Below are 14,415 nucleotides of genomic sequence, written 5' to 3'. Positions count from 1 at the left end.
CGGCGTCGCCAGGCCCGCCGGCCCCCTCCGCCCAGGAGAGGATCAGGAGAGGATCAGGGGTCGACGAACTCGGCGCCACGCGCGGCGAAGACCTCCATGGCCTTGGTGGTGATCGGGCCCGGCGCCACGGGGAGCTCCGTGGAGTCGACCATCTTGATCGGCTGTACGTCCCGGGTGGTCGAGGTCAGGAACGCCTCCTCCGCGCTGTAGAACTCCTCCAGCGGCAGGTCGGCCTCCTCGCCGCCGAACCACTCCAGCACGAGCGCCCGGGTGACCCCGGCCAGGCAGCCGGACGCCAGCGTCGGTGTGATCAAGCGTCCGTCCCGTACGACGAAGACATTGGACCCGGTGCCCTCGCACAGGTCACCGGCCAGATTGCCGAAGATCGCCTCCTGGCCGCCGCGCTCCTTGGCGTAGGCCAGCGCTTTGGCGTTGTCGCCGTACGAGGTCGTCTTGAGACCGGTGAGGGCCCCTCGCTCGTTACGCGGCCAGGGCACGACCGTCACGTCCCCGGTGGCCGGGAACGGCTGCTGCTCCTGGGCGATGACGACCGCGGTGGGGCCGTCCGGCCCGCGGTCGGAGCCGAGCGGGCCCGGGCCGCTGGTGTAGGTGATGCGGATCCGGCCGAGCGGCCATTTGGGCGCCGAGGCGAGCACGTCCAGGGTGCCCTGCCGGATGGCGTCCAGGTCGGGCGCCACCAGCCCCAGGCCCTTGGCGGAGGCCGCCAGCCGGTCCAGGTGGCGGGTGAGCGCGAACGGCTCCCCGCGCACGGCCTTGATCGTTTCGAAGATTCCGTCGCCCACCAGCATCCCGTGGTCGAAGACGGACACCCGTGCCTGCTCAGGGTCGTACAGGACCCCGTTCAACCAGACCTTCACCTGCCACCTCCAGAAGCCGTGCCGCTTTGAGTTCGGTCTCGCGCCATTCCAGCCGCGGATCGGATCCCCAGGTGATGCCGGCGCCGGTACCGAACTTCAACAGGCCTTCCTCGGCCCAGAAGGTACGGATGCCGACCGCGAGGGCACCGCGCCTGGAGTCCGCATCGACCCATCCGATGGCCCCACAGTACGGGCCCCGGGGGACCGGCTCGAACTCATTCAGCAGCGTCAGAGCCGTGGATTTCGGTGTCCCGGTCACCGAACCGGGAGGAAACGTGGCGTGCAGCAACTCCGGCCACCCCTGTGACGGGGCCAGCCTGGCCCGTACCGTCGAGACGAGATGGACCAGCCCCGGGTGCTCCTCGATCCGGCAGAGCTCCGGCACGGTGACGGATCCGGTCTCCGCGACCCTGCCAAGGTCGTTGCGCACCAGGTCGACGATCATGACGTTCTCGGCCTGGTCCTTGGGGAGCAGGTCGGCGGCGGTGCGCCCGGTGCCCTTGATCGGCCGCGACTCGACCGTCCGCCCGTCCCGGGACAGGTAAAGCTCCGGGGACGCGCTCGCCAGCTGGATTCCGGGCAGCCGCATGGCCGCCGCGTAGGGCGCCGGGTTGCCGCGGGCGAGCCGTACCGCCAGGCCGGTCAGATCCGCGCCGCGCGGCAGCGGCGCACTCAGGATGCGGCACAGGTTGGCCTGGTAGACGATGCCGTCGGCGATCGCCTCCCGGATCTTCGCCACCCCGCTGACGTAGGCGTTCTCGTCCAGCGAGGTGGTCCAGCCGGTCACCCCGGCCCACGGCGCGGCCGGCAGCGGCGCGGACCGTACGGTGTCGAAACGGGCGCAAGTGATCTTGCCTTCGTAGGTGACGACCACGGCCCACCAGCCGCGCGAGTCCAGCGCGGCAGGATCACTGGTCAGGTCCGCGAGGCCGGTGGCCAGCACTCCCCCGACGTGGGCGAAGGCGTCTTCCATGATTCCAGTGTGACGGGTGCGCCGATGGAACAGCCGAAAACCTCCCGCAAACCGGCCTCGCCCTCGGCGGTCAGGGTGAGCGCGCGCGGCACAGCGGCCCGGCGGAACCAGCCCAGCTCGACCACCCGGCCGGTGATCGCGGCCCCGAGCGCGCCGTTCAGGTGGGGGCGGCGCTCGGTCCAGTCCAGGCAGGGCCCCGCGAGACGGCGCCTGGTGCCGCGCAGCACGGCCGCGTCCAGCCCGATCGCGGCCAGCCGCCGCTCCCCCTCGCCGGTCGGATGGCAGGTCTCCGGGTGGATGAGAGCGTTGCCCCGCAGGGCGGCGAACAGCTCGACGCCCGCCCGGCCGGCGAGATGGTCGTAGCACGTGCGCGCCGCCTGGAGCGCCTGGGCGGCCCTGGACTGCCGCAGGCTGCGCACCTGGATGGGCGGCCCGATCCGGCCGAGCGCCTCGATCGCCTCGGCCACGTCGGGTCCGGTGAGCTCGTAGTAGCGGTGCCTGCCCTGCTTCAGCACCGTCACCAGGCCGCCGTCGAGGAGGCGGGCAAGGTGCGAGCTGGCGGTCTGGGCCGTCACACCGGCGGTACGGGCCAGCTCCCCCGCCGCCAGGGGCCGGCCGCCGAGCAGCGCGGTGAGCATGGCGGCCCTGGTGCGATCGGCCATGAGCGCCGCCACGGGGGCGATGTCGGAGTCGTACGCAGGCATGTTTCGACACTAGGCGAAGCATTGTTCACCCACGATCGAAGCATGTCGTCACCGCTCACCGCCCCCGGCGCCCTGGTCTCCGCCGCCGTCACCCGCTCGCTGGACCTGGCCTCGGCCTGGCTCGCCTGGGACGGCCGGCCGCTGGTCACCGACGGCGGCAACGTCTGGACCCCGCACAAGGCCCTCCGCCGCATCACCGACCACCTCATCGATCACCTGGCCGAGGTGGAGGCGCTGCTGGCCGGTGCCCCCACGATCCCGGACGGCTGGCATGGGCGGATGGTCACGCTCGACGGTGACTGGGCCCGCTTCACCGAGCTCGACCTGGCCGAGGCCCGTCAGCGCCTGACCCGCCTCGGGCAGTGCTACGAGCTGCGTTACGCGTCCTGCCCGGACGAATGGGACACCCCTCGCGCGCCGAACTGGACCCTGCGGGAGATCGCCGTCCACGTGGCCGGGGTGGTCTGGTACGCCGAGCAGGTGGGACGGCCCTGATGGCCCCCTGCGCCCCTGCCGGGGGCCTTCTGCTGGAGGGCGCCCCGGACCGCCGGACGGCGGCATACGGGGAATCCGGTTTGGGGATCCGGCCAGGATTGGCTAAGGTTTTCCTCGTCGCCTCACGGGAGACCCCCGGGGGAGCGCACGCGGAAGTGGCTCAGTGGTAGAGCATCACCTTGCCAAGGTGAGGGTCGCGGGTTCGAATCCCGTCTTCCGCTCTGAGGGGCCACCCAGGTCGGCCTCACGGTGGAGTGGCCGAGAGGCGAGGCAACGGCCTGCAAAGCCGTGTACACGGGTTCAAATCCCGTCTCCACCTCGAGCAGGTTCCCGGGCGATTAGCTCAGCGGGAGAGCGCTTCCCTGACACGGAAGAGGTCACTGGTTCAATCCCAGTATCGCCCACCACATCACCCAGCTCAGACCACGTGTCCGAGCTGGGTTCTCTGGTTTCGCAGCCGTCGATGCCGTGCGGGCGGGTTCAGAACACTCCGTTGTCGTGCGGCAGTTCGGCGGGCAACTCGGTGACCACGTCCCAGTGCTCGACGATCTTTCCGTCGGCGACCCGGAACATGTCATAGAGCACATACGTGCTGCCGTCCTTGATCCCTTCGGAGAGGGTGAACACAAAGTTCCCCTCGGCGATGATCCGGTGCAGCATCACATAGGCCACCGGGTCGTCCGACAGGGCATCGCGCAACGCCGGTACCCCGTCAGGGAGGTGCGGGTTGTGCTGAATGAGCGCGTCACCGTCGAAGTGGTCCGCCAGCGCCGAACGGTCGCCGCCGATGTAGACGTTCTCGATCAGCCCGCGCACCAGCTCGCGGTTGTCCTCGGTACGGTCCAGATCGGTGATCTCGGTGGCCCCGTCGACCATCGTCCGGCCGCCCACCATCTCGGCGGGCTCCGACTGGATCGCCTCCCAGTGTTCGGCGACCTTGCCGTCCGCGACGCGGTAGATGTTGAACAGGACGAGCGCACTCTGCGTCAGGCCGGTCTTCCGCGCGTGGATCACGGCCCAGTCGCCGTCGCCGAGGACGCGCAGCGCGGTGTAGCTCCCCCCGATCGCCCGGGCGTACTGCACCGTCGCCCGTAGGCCGTCCAGCCCGACCGGGCAGATCGGGCTGTGCTGCACGAAGTCAGGCGCGAAGTGCCGCTCAATGGCACCGCCGATGTCGTTGCCGGCGGTCATGTCGGTGATCGCGTGAACGACGAATTCCTTGGTGGTCATGGCCTTGGTGCTCATTACATGGGTTCTCATTTCCTGGCATAGGCAGGCCGGAGACGACATGCCTGAAGAATGGTTTGATTCAGTCGGAGCGGAAGGCTGTCCCAGCTGCGCAAGGGATGACCCTTGACTTCCCGCGGCGTGACACTCCGCGGCACGATTTCAGTAACAGCTCGACTACGCTCCCGGCCACCCTCGGGGGCCAGATTTTAAATCAGCGGAATAATAAGATTCTAACCGGCCGGCCGATCAATTCCCAATGGCAGACTAATGGCATGCCTCAGCCTGACGGTGCGTGATCACGGAGGGGGTGAGGGGCAGGGCCTGGGACAATCGTCGGCATGAGAACGCCGCAGCCGCCGGTGGCTGTCGCGATCAGCTTCGTGGACCGCATCAACCGCGCGGACACCGCTGGCCTGTCGACCCTGATGAGCGCCGACCACGAGCTCAGGGTCTTCGATGAGGAGCCGGTGATCGGACGCGCGGCCAACGCCGAGGCGTGGGCCGCGTACTTCGCCGACTTTCCGGACTATGTCCTCTATCCGCGCACCCTCGCGGCCGACGGCCAGATGGTCGCCATCCTCGGGCACACGACGGGCTCGCACCTCGGTCTCGATGATGACGCCGAAGCCCGGCTGACCCTGATCTGGCTCGTGCGAGCCCGTGACGGCGAGGTGCTCAGCTGGACGCCGCTCGAAGACACCCCGGCTCACCGTTCGGCCTACGGGCTGGGTCGGTGACCGCCACGGCCCCCTCCAGAACAGATCACCAGTCCTCCGGGGGGCCGCACTCGAATCCCGGTCGGCCGCGCTGGAGAGGTCAGCCCAGCGCGGCCGCCTTGCGCAGCAGCACTGAGCGTTCGCGCTGGTTGGCGCACAGCCCAGCCGCCAGCTCCAGCTCGGCGCGCGCTTCCGCTCGCCGGCCGAGGCGGGCCAGCAGCTCACCGCGTACGGTCGGAACCAAATGCGACCCGGGGAGCCGGTCCAAGGCGATCAGCTCGTCCACCATGGCCAGGGCTTCCGCCGGACCCGAGGCCATGGACACGGCGACGGCCCGGTTGAGCTCGACCACCGGCGAGGGCGCGACCCGGCCGAGCGCCTCGTAGAGCACCACGATCCGGTCCCAGTCGGTCGCCTCCACCGACGGCGCCGACGCGTGGGCGGCGGCGATCGCAGCCTGCAGGCCGTAGGGGCCGAGCCCGCGAGCCGATGCCTTGGCCAGCGCGGCCAGCCCACGGCGGACCGCCGAGAAGTCCCACCGCCGCCGGTCCTGGTCCGCCAGCAGGATCGGCGAACCATCCGGGCCGGTCCGGGCCGGGAAGCGCGCGGCCGTCAGCTCGCACAGCGCGAGCAGACCGTGCACCTCCGGCTCGTCCGGCTGCAGCGCGGCCAGCGTACGGGCCAGCCGGATCGCCTCGTACGCGACGCCGGGGCGTAGCAGCCGGTCGCCCGACGTGGCCGTCGACCCCTCGGTGAAGATCACGTAGACGACACTGAGCACGCCGCCCAGCCGTTCCCGGCGCTCACCGGCCGGCGGCAGCTCGAACGGCACCCCGGCCGCCGCGATCGTCTTCTTCGCCCGGGTGATGCGAGCCTGCACGGTCGGCACGGGTACCAGGAACGCGCGGGCGATCTGTTCGGTGGACAGTCCGCCGACCACGCGCAAGGTCAGCGCCACCCGGGCCTCGGGAGAGAGCACCGGGTGGCAGCTGACGAACATCAGCGCCAGGAGGTCGTCGTCGATGCGGTCGGGGTCGATGTCCTCGTCGACCACCGGGCCGGTCGCCAGCAGGGCGTATCGGTCCTGCAGGGCGGTCCGGCGGCGGATCGCGTCGATCGCCCGCCGCCGGGCCGTGGCCATCAGCCAGCCGGCCGGATTGGCCGGAGAGGTGAGCGGCCACGACACCAGCGCCTCGGCCACCGCCTCCTGGGCGGCATCCTCGGCCAGCCCGAAATCGCCGGTGAACCGGGTCAGCGCGGCGACGATCCGCGCCGACTCGATCCGCCAGACGGCCTCGACGTCGACCGTCCCCATCAGATCCGGCCGGTGCTCTCGCTCCCGGCCCGTTCCTCGACGGACCCCTCGGCGTCCTGCGGCATCTCGTCGTCCCCGGCCACCCGCCGGACCTCGATCTTGGACCCGGTGACCGACGGGACCCGCTTGGCCCACTCGACCGCCTCCTGCTTCGAGGCGACATCGAGCAGGAAGTAGCCCCCGAACAGTTCCTTGGTCTCCCCGTACGGCCCGTCCGTGACCACCGGGGCCTCGCCGCTGAAGTCGACCACGACGCCCTTGCCCGCATCGTCCAGCCCTTCGGCTGCGACGAACACGCCGGCCTTGACCAGCTCCTCGATGTAGCGGTACGTCGTGGCCGCCAACTCTTCGAACCCGGCCCTCAGGGCCGCGTTCGACTCATCGGTGCCCCGCATGATCAGCATGTACTTCGGCATCGCGTTCTCCTCGTCCGATGGGGGGCCGCCTCTCGGCCCTCGCACTCGCACCCACACGTCGAACGAGCGGCCCGCGGATCGACACGGCCCCGGAGAAATCTCTCGCAGCGACGCAGCCGAATCCGTCCGACCCGCGTTGCTCCCGGCAGACCTGGCCCTGAGCGCTGACCTGTCGCTGATGTTGTCCGGGTCGGAGCTCATGGGCCGCTCGGCGTTGAGGGGGTCGTTCGGTGGGTCGTTCCGGGCTCGCGGGTGCGGGCCCCTATCATTCGGCCGGTGACCGCCTACGACGAAGATGACCTGTTCGAGCAGTTGGACACCTCCAGTCTGCCGGCGCGGCAGCAGCGTATCCTGCTCGTGATCCGGGACTGGGTTGTCCGGTACGGGTACTCGCCGAGCGTTCGGCAGATCGGTGACGCGGTGGGGCTGCGGTCGTCGTCCTCGGTGTCGAAGCACCTGGCAAGCCTGGAGGAGAAGGGCTTTCTGCGGCGCGGTGCGACCGTCTCCCGGCCGATCGACGTGCGGGCCTTCCTGCCGGGGTCCCGGCCGACGGAGCCGGGTGGCGACTCGGTGGCCGTACCGGTAATTGGCGAGATCGCCGCGGGGATCCCGATCCTGGCGGAGGAACACGTCGACGACCTGCTGCAACTGCCCCGCGGGCTCACCGGCCGGGGCACGGTGTTCGCGCTGCGGGTCCGCGGGGACTCGATGATCGAGGCCGCGATCTGTGATGGTGACATCGTCGTGCTGCGCCAGCAGCAGGAGGCCCACTCGGGACAGATCGTGGCCGCGATGATCGATGGGGAGGCCACGGTCAAGGTGTACCGGCGCCGCGCCGGCCACGTCCTGCTCGAGCCGCGCAACCCGGCCTATGAGGTCATCGACGGCGACCACGCCACCGTGCTGGGCGTCGTCGTCTCGGTGCTGCGCAGCGTCTGACGCTCGTTCGGCCGACGAGTCACGTACCGACGGACGACAGATCCCACACCAGGCCGCCGAGCAGGCCGGTGAGAGCGACTGAACATTCATCGGCCCATCAGTGCCCGGGTCACCGTTTCCTTTGCCGAACTGGCAACGCGGGTTGGCAGTGAGCGCGCGGCGCGGGCACGCTGTGCGAGGTATCCGGCCGCCGACGGTGGCGGCCACGAGCCGATCGGGGGACGAGGCATGACGGCGACCGACGAGGCGGAGCGGTTCTGGGAGGAACGGTACCGCCAGAGGAACCGAATCTGGAGCGGCAGGGTCAACCCGGTCATGGCCGAGATAGTCGAGCCGCTGAAGCCCGGCCGGGCGCTGGACCTCGGCTGCGGCGAGGGCGGTGACGCCGTCTGGCTGGCGCGGCAGGGCTGGCTGGTGCTCGGCGTGGACATCTCGGCCACCGCCCTGGAGCGCGCCGCCGCCCACGTGGCCGAGGCGGGCCTGGCAGACCGGGTGACCTTCGAGCGCCACGACCTGGCCCATGGGTTTCCCGAGGGCGAGTTCGACCTGGTCTCGGCCCAGTTCCTGCAGTCGCCGATCGACTTCCCGCGCGACCAGGTGCTGCGCCGGGCGGCCGGTGCGGTGACGCCCGGGGGCCTGCTGCTGATCGTCGAGCACGGAGCGGCCCCGCCCTGGAGTGAGCACGCGGACGCCGAGTTCCCCACAAGTCACGAGACCCTCGGGTCCCTGGGCCTGGACCTGGGAAAGTGGACCGTGGAGCGCGTCGACTCCCCGGAGCGTGAGGCCACCGGCCCCGACGGCACTGCGGGCATCCTGATCGACAACGTCATCGCCGCCCGCCGCTCGTAGCAGAGAGCCGCGGTGCCCGCCGGCTTACACGCCTGCGCCAGCTACCTTGGCGCCTCCGGCTGTTCCACGACCTCGGTCAGATGGAGGAAGTCGGTGACGGCGGCCAGCCCGAGGAACTGGCGTACGCCGAGCGGCATGTCGGCGCGGTCCGGATCGCGTACGACCTTGGGCTCCCGTGTCCGGATGGTCTTCCCCCTGAACTCCAGCTCACATCCTCCGCCCGCGATGACGTTCTTGACCCAGTCGCGCTCGGGACCATACGTAAGAGCCACGACGTACCCGCCAGGTCGCACGAAAAGACTGACGGGAGTCTCGTAGGGGCGGCCGGACCTGCGGCCCTTGTGGTGAACCACGGCGAGACCGGGAAGACGTTTCGCGAACGGCCTCGCGACACGGTTGGTGACCCTCCGGTTGAAACGCGCCAGGGCATCTGGGAATGGCATCGGTGGGAAAGCCCCCTTTCGGGTCTGGTCGAACTCCTGACGGCTCCGGTCTCCTCCGCCGTCAGAGACCCCGCCCGGTTCGTGCGTGAAGGTCACCTGGCGGCCCTGGTCGCACGGGCGTACGTCCTGGCTGAAAGAGCTGCCTTCGAGATCGACCGTACCGTCCGGCTGGATTTGCCGGGAGGCCGTCGGCTGCGGGATGCCCGAGGCCGGGGTGGTCCCCACCGCAATAGGTGGTGGTGGACAGCATTCGGTTCCAACCCTGCCGGGCCGGCCGTGCCTCAAGTGAACAAGTAGCCGATGAGAGTGCGTTCAGGTGGCTGTTTCTACATGGACCGCGGTTCCGGGACTGATCAGACCGAGAACGGACCGCGTACCGTAACGCCGCCGTCGACCACCAGACTCTGACCGGTCACGTAGGACGAGAACGGTGAAGCCAGGTAAACGGCGGCTGCGGCGGCATCGTTCGGTACGCCGAGGCGGCCCATCGGAATCTCGGGCACCTCGTCGTCGGGATGTGCGGAATTCGCCGTCGCCGTTGAGATGGCGCCGCACGCCACGATGTTCATGCGGATTCCGTCACCGGCGTACTCCGCGGCGACGGTCCTCGCGAGACTGGCGAGGCCGGCCTTGGCAGCGCCGTAACCGGCTTGCATGGGCGCGGCCATGATGCCGGTGACCGAACCGACGCTGACGATCGATCCGCCGCTCCCCTGGGCCAGAAACGCACGGATCGCGGCGCGGGCCGCCCGTGCCACATAGCGAAGGTTCATTTCGTACGCCAGATCCCAGTCGTCGTCGCTCATCTCGTGCAGCCGCACCGCGGGAACGAACGCGACCTGGCCTCCGACGACGGTGACGAGCGTATCGAGTCGGCCGAACTCGGCGATGGTATGTGCGACGAAGCCGTCCACAGCGGACCCGGACCGGACATCGCCGGTGAGCGCTACAGCCCGGGCGCCGAACTCCGTCAACTCCTGGACGGCATCGCGGGCTCGCTCCGGATCGATGTCCGCGACGGCGACGGCTGCGCCCGCCATGGTGAACGCCCGCGAGATCGCGCGTCCGATGCCTTCGCCCCCGCCTCCGATGACCAGCGCATTCATGCCGTTGAGTGGTTGCGCGAGGTCATGCATGGCCGAATCCTTGCATAGTGCCGGCGGTCCGGCGTCACCGCACTCAACCGCCGTGAGTCGCGCACCCGCGCGGCGCTCCACTCGGCAAAGCGCCGATGTATCGTCTGCCAGGACGCACCGGAGATCGGCGGGAGTTGTCGCCGGCGTTCGGGCCGGCGTCCGGGTCCTCGGCCGACGGGAAGTCGGGTCCGCGCCGGACGAGGACACCGATCACCGCGGGTACGAGCTCCCGCGGCAGCGACTCGTTCACTCGGTGACCGTGGGCGCCTCGGTGAGGAACGGCCGTACCTCGAGCCACTCGTGGTTCGGCTCGCCGCGGGGTCCGGGAGCGGCGGACAGCTCGCCGGCCAGCTCGACCGCGCGATCCCAGGAGGCCACGTCGATCACCATCCATCCCGCGATGAGGTCTTTTGTCTCGGCGAAAGGGCCGTCGGTCACCGGTGGGCGCCCCTCGCCGTCGTACCGCACGAACGTCCCCTCGGGCGTCAGGGCCTGGCTGTCGACGAACTCACCCCTCTCCTTCAGGTGGGCGGCGAAGTCGCGCATGAACCGCACGTGCGCGTCGACCTCCTCCGGCGTCCACTGGTCCATCGACCCGTAGTCCACGACGGGGGCCGGGCCACCTCGGTAGTGCTTCAGGAGGAGGTACTTCATCGTGGTTCTCCTTCTTCGTCGCGCGGCCCGTCGTGGCCGCTCGTGCCCCTGGGACGGAGCCGGCACCACATTCTCGACACCCGACCGCCACCCCGACCACATACCGGCCGCCTACGTGGCTCCGGCACCGCCGCCCCGCAGGGCGTGCCCACCGGCGAGGCGTCCGAACGGCAACGACTGCAGCTCTGGTCGACTGCGGTGTACGGCGCACAACACCTCACGGGCCTGCAGAGCTTTTATGAGGAGACGGCACAACGCGGTCTGGGACTGACGCACCGTCAGGGCGTGGTCCTCGGTTCCCATCGGGCATCCGCTCGTGCCGCCAGCCGGACGAGGACTCCATCCGGCGGTGGCCCGTCCTCTGTCAGGCGGGCACGCTGGCGTGGTCGACCGCATCGGCCTTGGGTCGGCCTGCTCGCTCTACCAACTGGCTGGAAGGTAGTAGCGGGGGATGTAGTCGGGTGAGCGTTCCAGTTGTTCGGAGATGGCTATGGGAAGGCGGTCGGACGGTCCGAGCACTCTGGTGCCGTCCGCCAGGAGGCGCTCGAACAGCTCTTTCGCATTCTCGTGGTCACCGGTCATTCCGGTCCACAAGGCCTCCTGGTAGCGGGCGTAGAGCGTCAGCTCGTGGTCGTCGCCGAGGACGCGGGCGATGTCCAGGCGCGCGATCGCCTCCAGGGCGTCGGTGGGGTGGCCGTCCGTGCCGATGTCGCCGGCCAGCTGCAGGTGTCCTTCCAGGGTACGAGGGTGTTCGGCACCGTAGATGGTGGCGCGGTCGGACACGACCGTCTCCAGCAGGCGGACGGCCTCCTCTGCGTTGCCGCACCGCCGCAGGCAGCCGGCCAGGTTCCAGCGCGTGTCGTTGGTGAGCGGATCGAGGGCGCCCAGCACGCGGGTGGTGTCGATGTCGAGTCTCCGCCACTCTTCGGCTCTGTCCGTCATGGCTGCGCGGTTCCAGCAGGCGGCCTCGAAGCGAGCACTGAGCGTGACCCTATGGTCGGGACCGAGAACTCTGGCGGCGTGATCCCGTAGTCCGGCCGCGGTCTGATGTCCCCCCTCGACGTCACCGTCCCAGCCGGTCCAGCGCGCCACCAACAATCCGGCCTCGATCGAGCTGGAATCGTCCTCGCCGAAGAGCGTGCGGCATTCGCGCCAGACGTCCCGGGCGGCGGCCAATGCCTCGGAGGAGTCGCCGGATGCGCCGGTCCACCAGGCCAGGGAGTAGCGCAGCGCCAGGAGATGCGCCGGATCGGTCTCCGCGGGCGCGGTGGCCAGCGTCGACTCGATGAGCTCGACCGCCGCGTGGGTGTCCTCCCGGGAGCCTCGGTCGCCGAGCAGCATGGCCAGGCCTCCCACGGCCAGCGGAACGCCGTGGTCCAGCGCTTTGCGGAACGCACGCTCGGCGACCTCGAGCTCGTGGCGCCGGCGGGCCACCCAGCCGATCTCCAGGCAGGCCGGACCATCCGCGGCGTCGATCAGCAGCGCCCAGGTACGGGACGGTATCTGTTCGGCGTTCGGGTCTGCGTCTCTGGCGTCGGCGAGGTAGTCGAACGCCGAGTAGTGCCCTTCGCGGGCCTCGTCGGGGACGAGCAGGCTGCTGGTCGCGAACAGCGGTGAGGTCGCCCAGCTCAGCGCCTCCTCCCACGGCTCCGGCCGGAGCCGGATGCCGCCATGGGATGTCAGGTAGTGCTCATGCAGGTCCCGCAGCAGCCCCGTGGGGACGGCCCCGGGCCATCCCGCGCACCAGGCGTCGACCGCGGCCGCGACCAGGGCCGCGGCCCGGGTGTGGCCCAGCTCGGGATCCCAGGCGTCTTTGGCCGCTTGCTGCAACCGGGGGGCGGCGGTCAGATATTCACCCACGCCGAACCGGTCGGCGTGTTCGAGGGCGTCGAGGATCTGCTCGTCGCCGGAGTGGCGGCCTCGCTCCCGCTCTGCGGTGCTCCATCGGCGGTCGAAGTGGATCTCGTGCGCGAGCTCCAGGACGCCGCGTCCCAGGCGATCGTCGTCACTGTCGTAGCGGGCCCGTGCCACGGTACGGATCGTCGCGACCACGACCGATCGGGGGCTCTCGATCGCCAGCTGGCGAAGGTCGTGCGCGGTCAGGCCCCCGGCCCCCAGATACCGCTCGAGGTCGTCCAGCCAGATCACGCACGCGCCGTACACCGAAGCCGCCCGGCGGGCCGACCGTACCGAGGACCGGTCACTGGGGTCCGGCAGCACGAACCGGTGATCGGGCAGGCAGGTCCGGATCGCCTCCAGGGCCGCTCGGGACTTCCCCGCGGTCGACTCGCCGGTCACCATCACGAACCGGTGCTCGCATAGCGCCGCCTCCAGGGCGTCGCTGCCGTCGCGGCGTACGAAGCTCGTGACGCCGGCGTCCCCGCTGGGGTGGACCCCGCCGATGCGCTCCAGGTCCGTGACCTCCCGCACCCGGGGCGGCGCGCCCCTCGTACGGCTGTGCAGCTTCTCCCGCATCTCCAGCCGGGCACGCCGGGCCTCGTCCAGCTCCTCGGTCCCGCGCTTGACCATGACGCCCGCGACCAGGGCCACCAGCGCCGCCACCACCGCGCCGGCCGCAGCGGGCAGGGAACGGGTGAGGACGGCGACCGACGCGGTGACGGCCGTACCAGCCGCGAGTAACCACCAACCGCGAACCCAGGGCCGCATTCAGGAATTCGACCACCCGGCGGCCAGAACTGTCCAGTGCCTTCGAATATGCGCGCCCGGTCGCAGTCGGCCGTCTTCGGCTGAGCCGCCGAGGTACTCCTTGCTCTCCGGATACGGGCCGTCGGTGACCGTCCCGTCGGTCGCCACGACGCTCGCCTTTCTGGCTTTTCACTTGGAACGATCCATATGCGAGTCTCGCCGAAGGGTGCGAACATCGCCGGGCGACCTGGAAGGTGAATGACTTGAGTGATGGCTTGAGTGAGCCCGCGGTTCTGCCGAACGAGACGACGGTGCCGTTGATGCCGTGCGCGTCAGTGGAGGAGAGCTCGGCGTTCTATGAGGCGCTGGGGTTCGAGGCGACCTACAAACAGAGCAAGCCCTATGTCTATCTGGCGCTGCAGTGGAGCGGATTCCAGCTGCATTTCGGCCCGGCGCCCAAGGGCCTGGATCCGGTCCGGGAGGAGTCCGGAGGCTGCCTGGTCATGGTCGACGCCGTGGCGCCGTATCACGCGGCGTTCGTCGCGGCGATGCGCCGGGTCTACGGGAAGGTGCTGAGTTCCGGCCTTCCGCGGATCACCCGCTACCGGCCCGGCGCGTCCCGGTTCACGCTGATCGATCCGTCCGGGAACTCGATCATATTCATCCAGCGCGACGAGCCCGCCGAACTGGAGTACGGCGGCTCCAAGAAGCTGACGGGCCTGGCCAAGGCGCTCGACAACGCCCGGATTCTGCGCGAGTTCAAAAACGATGACCTGCAGGCCTTCCGTGCGCTCAAGTCCGCGGTGCGCAGGCACGGCGCGGACGCCTCGCCGGCCGAGCGGGCCATCGCCCTGTGCCACGTCGTCGACCTGGCCATGGTCCTCGGTGAGCCCACCGATCCCTGGCTCGCCGACCTGCGTGGTCTGGAGCTCACCACAGACGACAGGCAGCGCATCGAGTCGGAACTCGGGTATCTCGCCGGACTTCAGGAGTGGCTCCCCTCAAGGTGAAGCGGTTCCTT

General features: G+C 70.0%; 15 protein-coding genes and 3 tRNA genes. 8 read left to right on the top strand and 10 right to left on the bottom strand.

Annotated elements, in window-relative coordinates:
* Window positions 1-53: 53 nt before the first annotated feature.
* From ACRYCC_RS22535 to ACRYCC_RS22525, 3 genes are read right to left on the bottom strand one after another with little or no spacing between them, the layout of a single operon-like run.
* Window positions 54-878 (bottom strand): aminotransferase class IV, encoded by an 825-nt coding sequence (locus ACRYCC_RS22535; RefSeq protein ID WP_433814989.1) that lies wholly within the window; start codon window positions 876-878, stop codon window positions 54-56.
* Entirely contained in the window at window positions 841-1,851 is a 1,011-nt protein-coding gene (locus ACRYCC_RS22530; RefSeq protein ID WP_433814987.1) for a chorismate-binding protein, read from the bottom strand. Before ACRYCC_RS22530 ends, ACRYCC_RS22535 begins: the two co-directional genes overlap by 38 nt.
* On the bottom strand, window positions 1,794-2,555 hold the full coding sequence (locus ACRYCC_RS22525; protein ID WP_433814985.1) for an ArsR/SmtB family transcription factor: 762 nt from the start codon (window positions 2,553-2,555) through the stop codon (window positions 1,794-1,796). Before ACRYCC_RS22525 ends, ACRYCC_RS22530 begins: the two co-directional genes overlap by 58 nt.
* 42 nt (window positions 2,556-2,597) lie before the next feature.
* On the opposite strand from ACRYCC_RS22525, the gene ACRYCC_RS22520 reads away from it, so the two are divergent.
* From ACRYCC_RS22520 to ACRYCC_RS22505, 4 genes are all read left to right on the top strand, one after another.
* Window positions 2,598-3,050, top strand: a complete 453-nt coding sequence (locus tag ACRYCC_RS22520; protein ID WP_433814983.1) for a hypothetical protein — start codon at window positions 2,598-2,600, stop codon at window positions 3,048-3,050.
* A gap of 149 nt (window positions 3,051-3,199) precedes the next feature.
* A tRNA-Gly gene (locus tag ACRYCC_RS22515) sits at window positions 3,200-3,271 on the top strand.
* A gap of 27 nt (window positions 3,272-3,298) precedes the next feature.
* Window positions 3,299-3,369: transfer RNA gene (locus ACRYCC_RS22510), tRNA-Cys, on the top strand.
* 13 nt (window positions 3,370-3,382) lie between these two features.
* A tRNA-Val gene (locus ACRYCC_RS22505) sits at window positions 3,383-3,457 on the top strand.
* A gap of 73 nt (window positions 3,458-3,530) precedes the next feature.
* Here ACRYCC_RS22505 and ACRYCC_RS22500 read toward each other — a convergent pair.
* Complete coding sequence (locus ACRYCC_RS22500; RefSeq protein ID WP_433814982.1) at window positions 3,531-4,280, bottom strand: nuclear transport factor 2 family protein; 750 nt, start codon at window positions 4,278-4,280, stop codon at window positions 3,531-3,533.
* A gap of 338 nt (window positions 4,281-4,618) precedes the next feature.
* On the opposite strand from ACRYCC_RS22500, the gene ACRYCC_RS22495 reads away from it, so the two are divergent.
* Complete coding sequence (locus tag ACRYCC_RS22495; protein WP_433814980.1) at window positions 4,619-5,017, top strand: nuclear transport factor 2 family protein; 399 nt, start codon at window positions 4,619-4,621, stop codon at window positions 5,015-5,017.
* A gap of 79 nt (window positions 5,018-5,096) precedes the next feature.
* Here ACRYCC_RS22495 and ACRYCC_RS22490 read toward each other — a convergent pair whose 3' ends face one another.
* Window positions 5,097-6,311, bottom strand: coding sequence for an RNA polymerase sigma factor (locus ACRYCC_RS22490; RefSeq protein WP_433814979.1), 1,215 nt, complete (start codon window positions 6,309-6,311; stop codon window positions 5,097-5,099).
* Window positions 6,311-6,727, bottom strand: coding sequence for a YciI family protein (locus ACRYCC_RS22485; RefSeq protein WP_433814978.1), 417 nt, complete (start codon window positions 6,725-6,727; stop codon window positions 6,311-6,313). The genes ACRYCC_RS22490 and ACRYCC_RS22485 overlap by 1 nt, the downstream gene beginning before the upstream one ends.
* A gap of 276 nt (window positions 6,728-7,003) precedes the next feature.
* Between ACRYCC_RS22485 and lexA the strand changes: the two genes are divergently transcribed.
* Together lexA and ACRYCC_RS22475 are read left to right on the top strand one after the other, a co-directional pair.
* Window positions 7,004-7,666, top strand: coding sequence for a transcriptional repressor LexA (gene lexA, locus ACRYCC_RS22480; protein ID WP_433814976.1), 663 nt, complete (start codon window positions 7,004-7,006; stop codon window positions 7,664-7,666).
* A 228-nt stretch (window positions 7,667-7,894) separates the two neighbouring features.
* Window positions 7,895-8,515: an SAM-dependent methyltransferase gene (locus ACRYCC_RS22475; protein WP_433814975.1), complete on the top strand. Its 621-nt coding sequence runs from the start codon at window positions 7,895-7,897 to the stop codon at window positions 8,513-8,515.
* A 41-nt stretch (window positions 8,516-8,556) separates the two neighbouring features.
* Here the strand turns inward: ACRYCC_RS22475 and ACRYCC_RS22470 are convergent, their stop codons facing one another.
* The 4 genes from ACRYCC_RS22470 to ACRYCC_RS22455 form a co-directional block, all read right to left on the bottom strand.
* Window positions 8,557-8,958: a nitroreductase family deazaflavin-dependent oxidoreductase gene (locus ACRYCC_RS22470; RefSeq protein ID WP_433814973.1), complete on the bottom strand. Its 402-nt coding sequence runs from the start codon at window positions 8,956-8,958 to the stop codon at window positions 8,557-8,559.
* 353 nt (window positions 8,959-9,311) lie between these two features.
* Entirely contained in the window at window positions 9,312-10,094 is a 783-nt protein-coding gene (locus ACRYCC_RS22465) for an SDR family NAD(P)-dependent oxidoreductase (protein WP_433814971.1), read from the bottom strand.
* A 246-nt stretch (window positions 10,095-10,340) separates the two neighbouring features.
* The gene (locus ACRYCC_RS22460) at window positions 10,341-10,748 is read right to left on the bottom strand and encodes a YciI family protein (RefSeq protein WP_433814969.1); all 408 of its coding nucleotides are present in this window, start codon (window positions 10,746-10,748) and stop codon (window positions 10,341-10,343) included.
* A gap of 420 nt (window positions 10,749-11,168) precedes the next feature.
* Complete coding sequence (locus ACRYCC_RS22455; RefSeq protein WP_433814967.1) at window positions 11,169-13,415, bottom strand: tetratricopeptide repeat protein; 2,247 nt, start codon at window positions 13,413-13,415, stop codon at window positions 11,169-11,171.
* A 233-nt stretch (window positions 13,416-13,648) separates the two neighbouring features.
* On the opposite strand from ACRYCC_RS22455, the gene ACRYCC_RS22450 reads away from it, so the two are divergent.
* Complete coding sequence (locus ACRYCC_RS22450) at window positions 13,649-14,404, top strand: DUF8817 family protein (RefSeq protein ID WP_433814965.1); 756 nt, start codon at window positions 13,649-13,651, stop codon at window positions 14,402-14,404.
* Window positions 14,405-14,415 lie beyond the last annotated feature (11 nt).

This window comes from Actinomadura scrupuli, assembly GCF_050971785.1.
GTDB classification, from domain to species: domain Bacteria; phylum Actinomycetota; class Actinomycetes; order Streptosporangiales; family Streptosporangiaceae; genus Actinomadura_E; species Actinomadura_E scrupuli.
The sequence above is the reverse complement of the archived record's forward strand: the minus strand, read 5'-3'. Positions and strand labels throughout refer to the sequence as shown.

Bases quoted from the DNA above. Each gene is read 5' to 3' on its own strand.
- ACRYCC_RS22530 (WP_433814987.1), bottom strand. From the start codon at position 1,851: ATGGAAGACGCCTTCGCCCACGTCGGGGGAGTGCTGGCCACCGGCCTC.
- ACRYCC_RS22525 (WP_433814985.1), bottom strand. From the start codon at position 2,555: ATGCCTGCGTACGACTCCGACATCGCCCCCGTGGCGGCGCTCATGGCC.
- ACRYCC_RS22520 (WP_433814983.1), top strand. From the start codon at position 2,598: ATGTCGTCACCGCTCACCGCCCCCGGCGCCCTGGTCTCCGCCGCCGTC.
- ACRYCC_RS22500 (WP_433814982.1), bottom strand. From the start codon at position 4,280: ATGACCACCAAGGAATTCGTCGTTCACGCGATCACCGACATGACCGCC.
- ACRYCC_RS22495 (WP_433814980.1), top strand. From the start codon at position 4,619: ATGAGAACGCCGCAGCCGCCGGTGGCTGTCGCGATCAGCTTCGTGGAC.
- ACRYCC_RS22490 (WP_433814979.1), bottom strand. From the start codon at position 6,311: ATGGGGACGGTCGACGTCGAGGCCGTCTGGCGGATCGAGTCGGCGCGG.
- ACRYCC_RS22485 (WP_433814978.1), bottom strand. From the start codon at position 6,727: ATGCCGAAGTACATGCTGATCATGCGGGGCACCGATGAGTCGAACGCG.
- ACRYCC_RS22475 (WP_433814975.1), top strand. From the start codon at position 7,895: ATGACGGCGACCGACGAGGCGGAGCGGTTCTGGGAGGAACGGTACCGC.
- ACRYCC_RS22470 (WP_433814973.1), bottom strand. From the start codon at position 8,958: ATGCCATTCCCAGATGCCCTGGCGCGTTTCAACCGGAGGGTCACCAAC.
- ACRYCC_RS22465 (WP_433814971.1), bottom strand. From the start codon at position 10,094: ATGCATGACCTCGCGCAACCACTCAACGGCATGAATGCGCTGGTCATC.
- ACRYCC_RS22460 (WP_433814969.1), bottom strand. From the start codon at position 10,748: ATGAAGTACCTCCTCCTGAAGCACTACCGAGGTGGCCCGGCCCCCGTC.
- ACRYCC_RS22455 (WP_433814967.1), bottom strand. From the start codon at position 13,415: ATGCGGCCCTGGGTTCGCGGTTGGTGGTTACTCGCGGCTGGTACGGCC.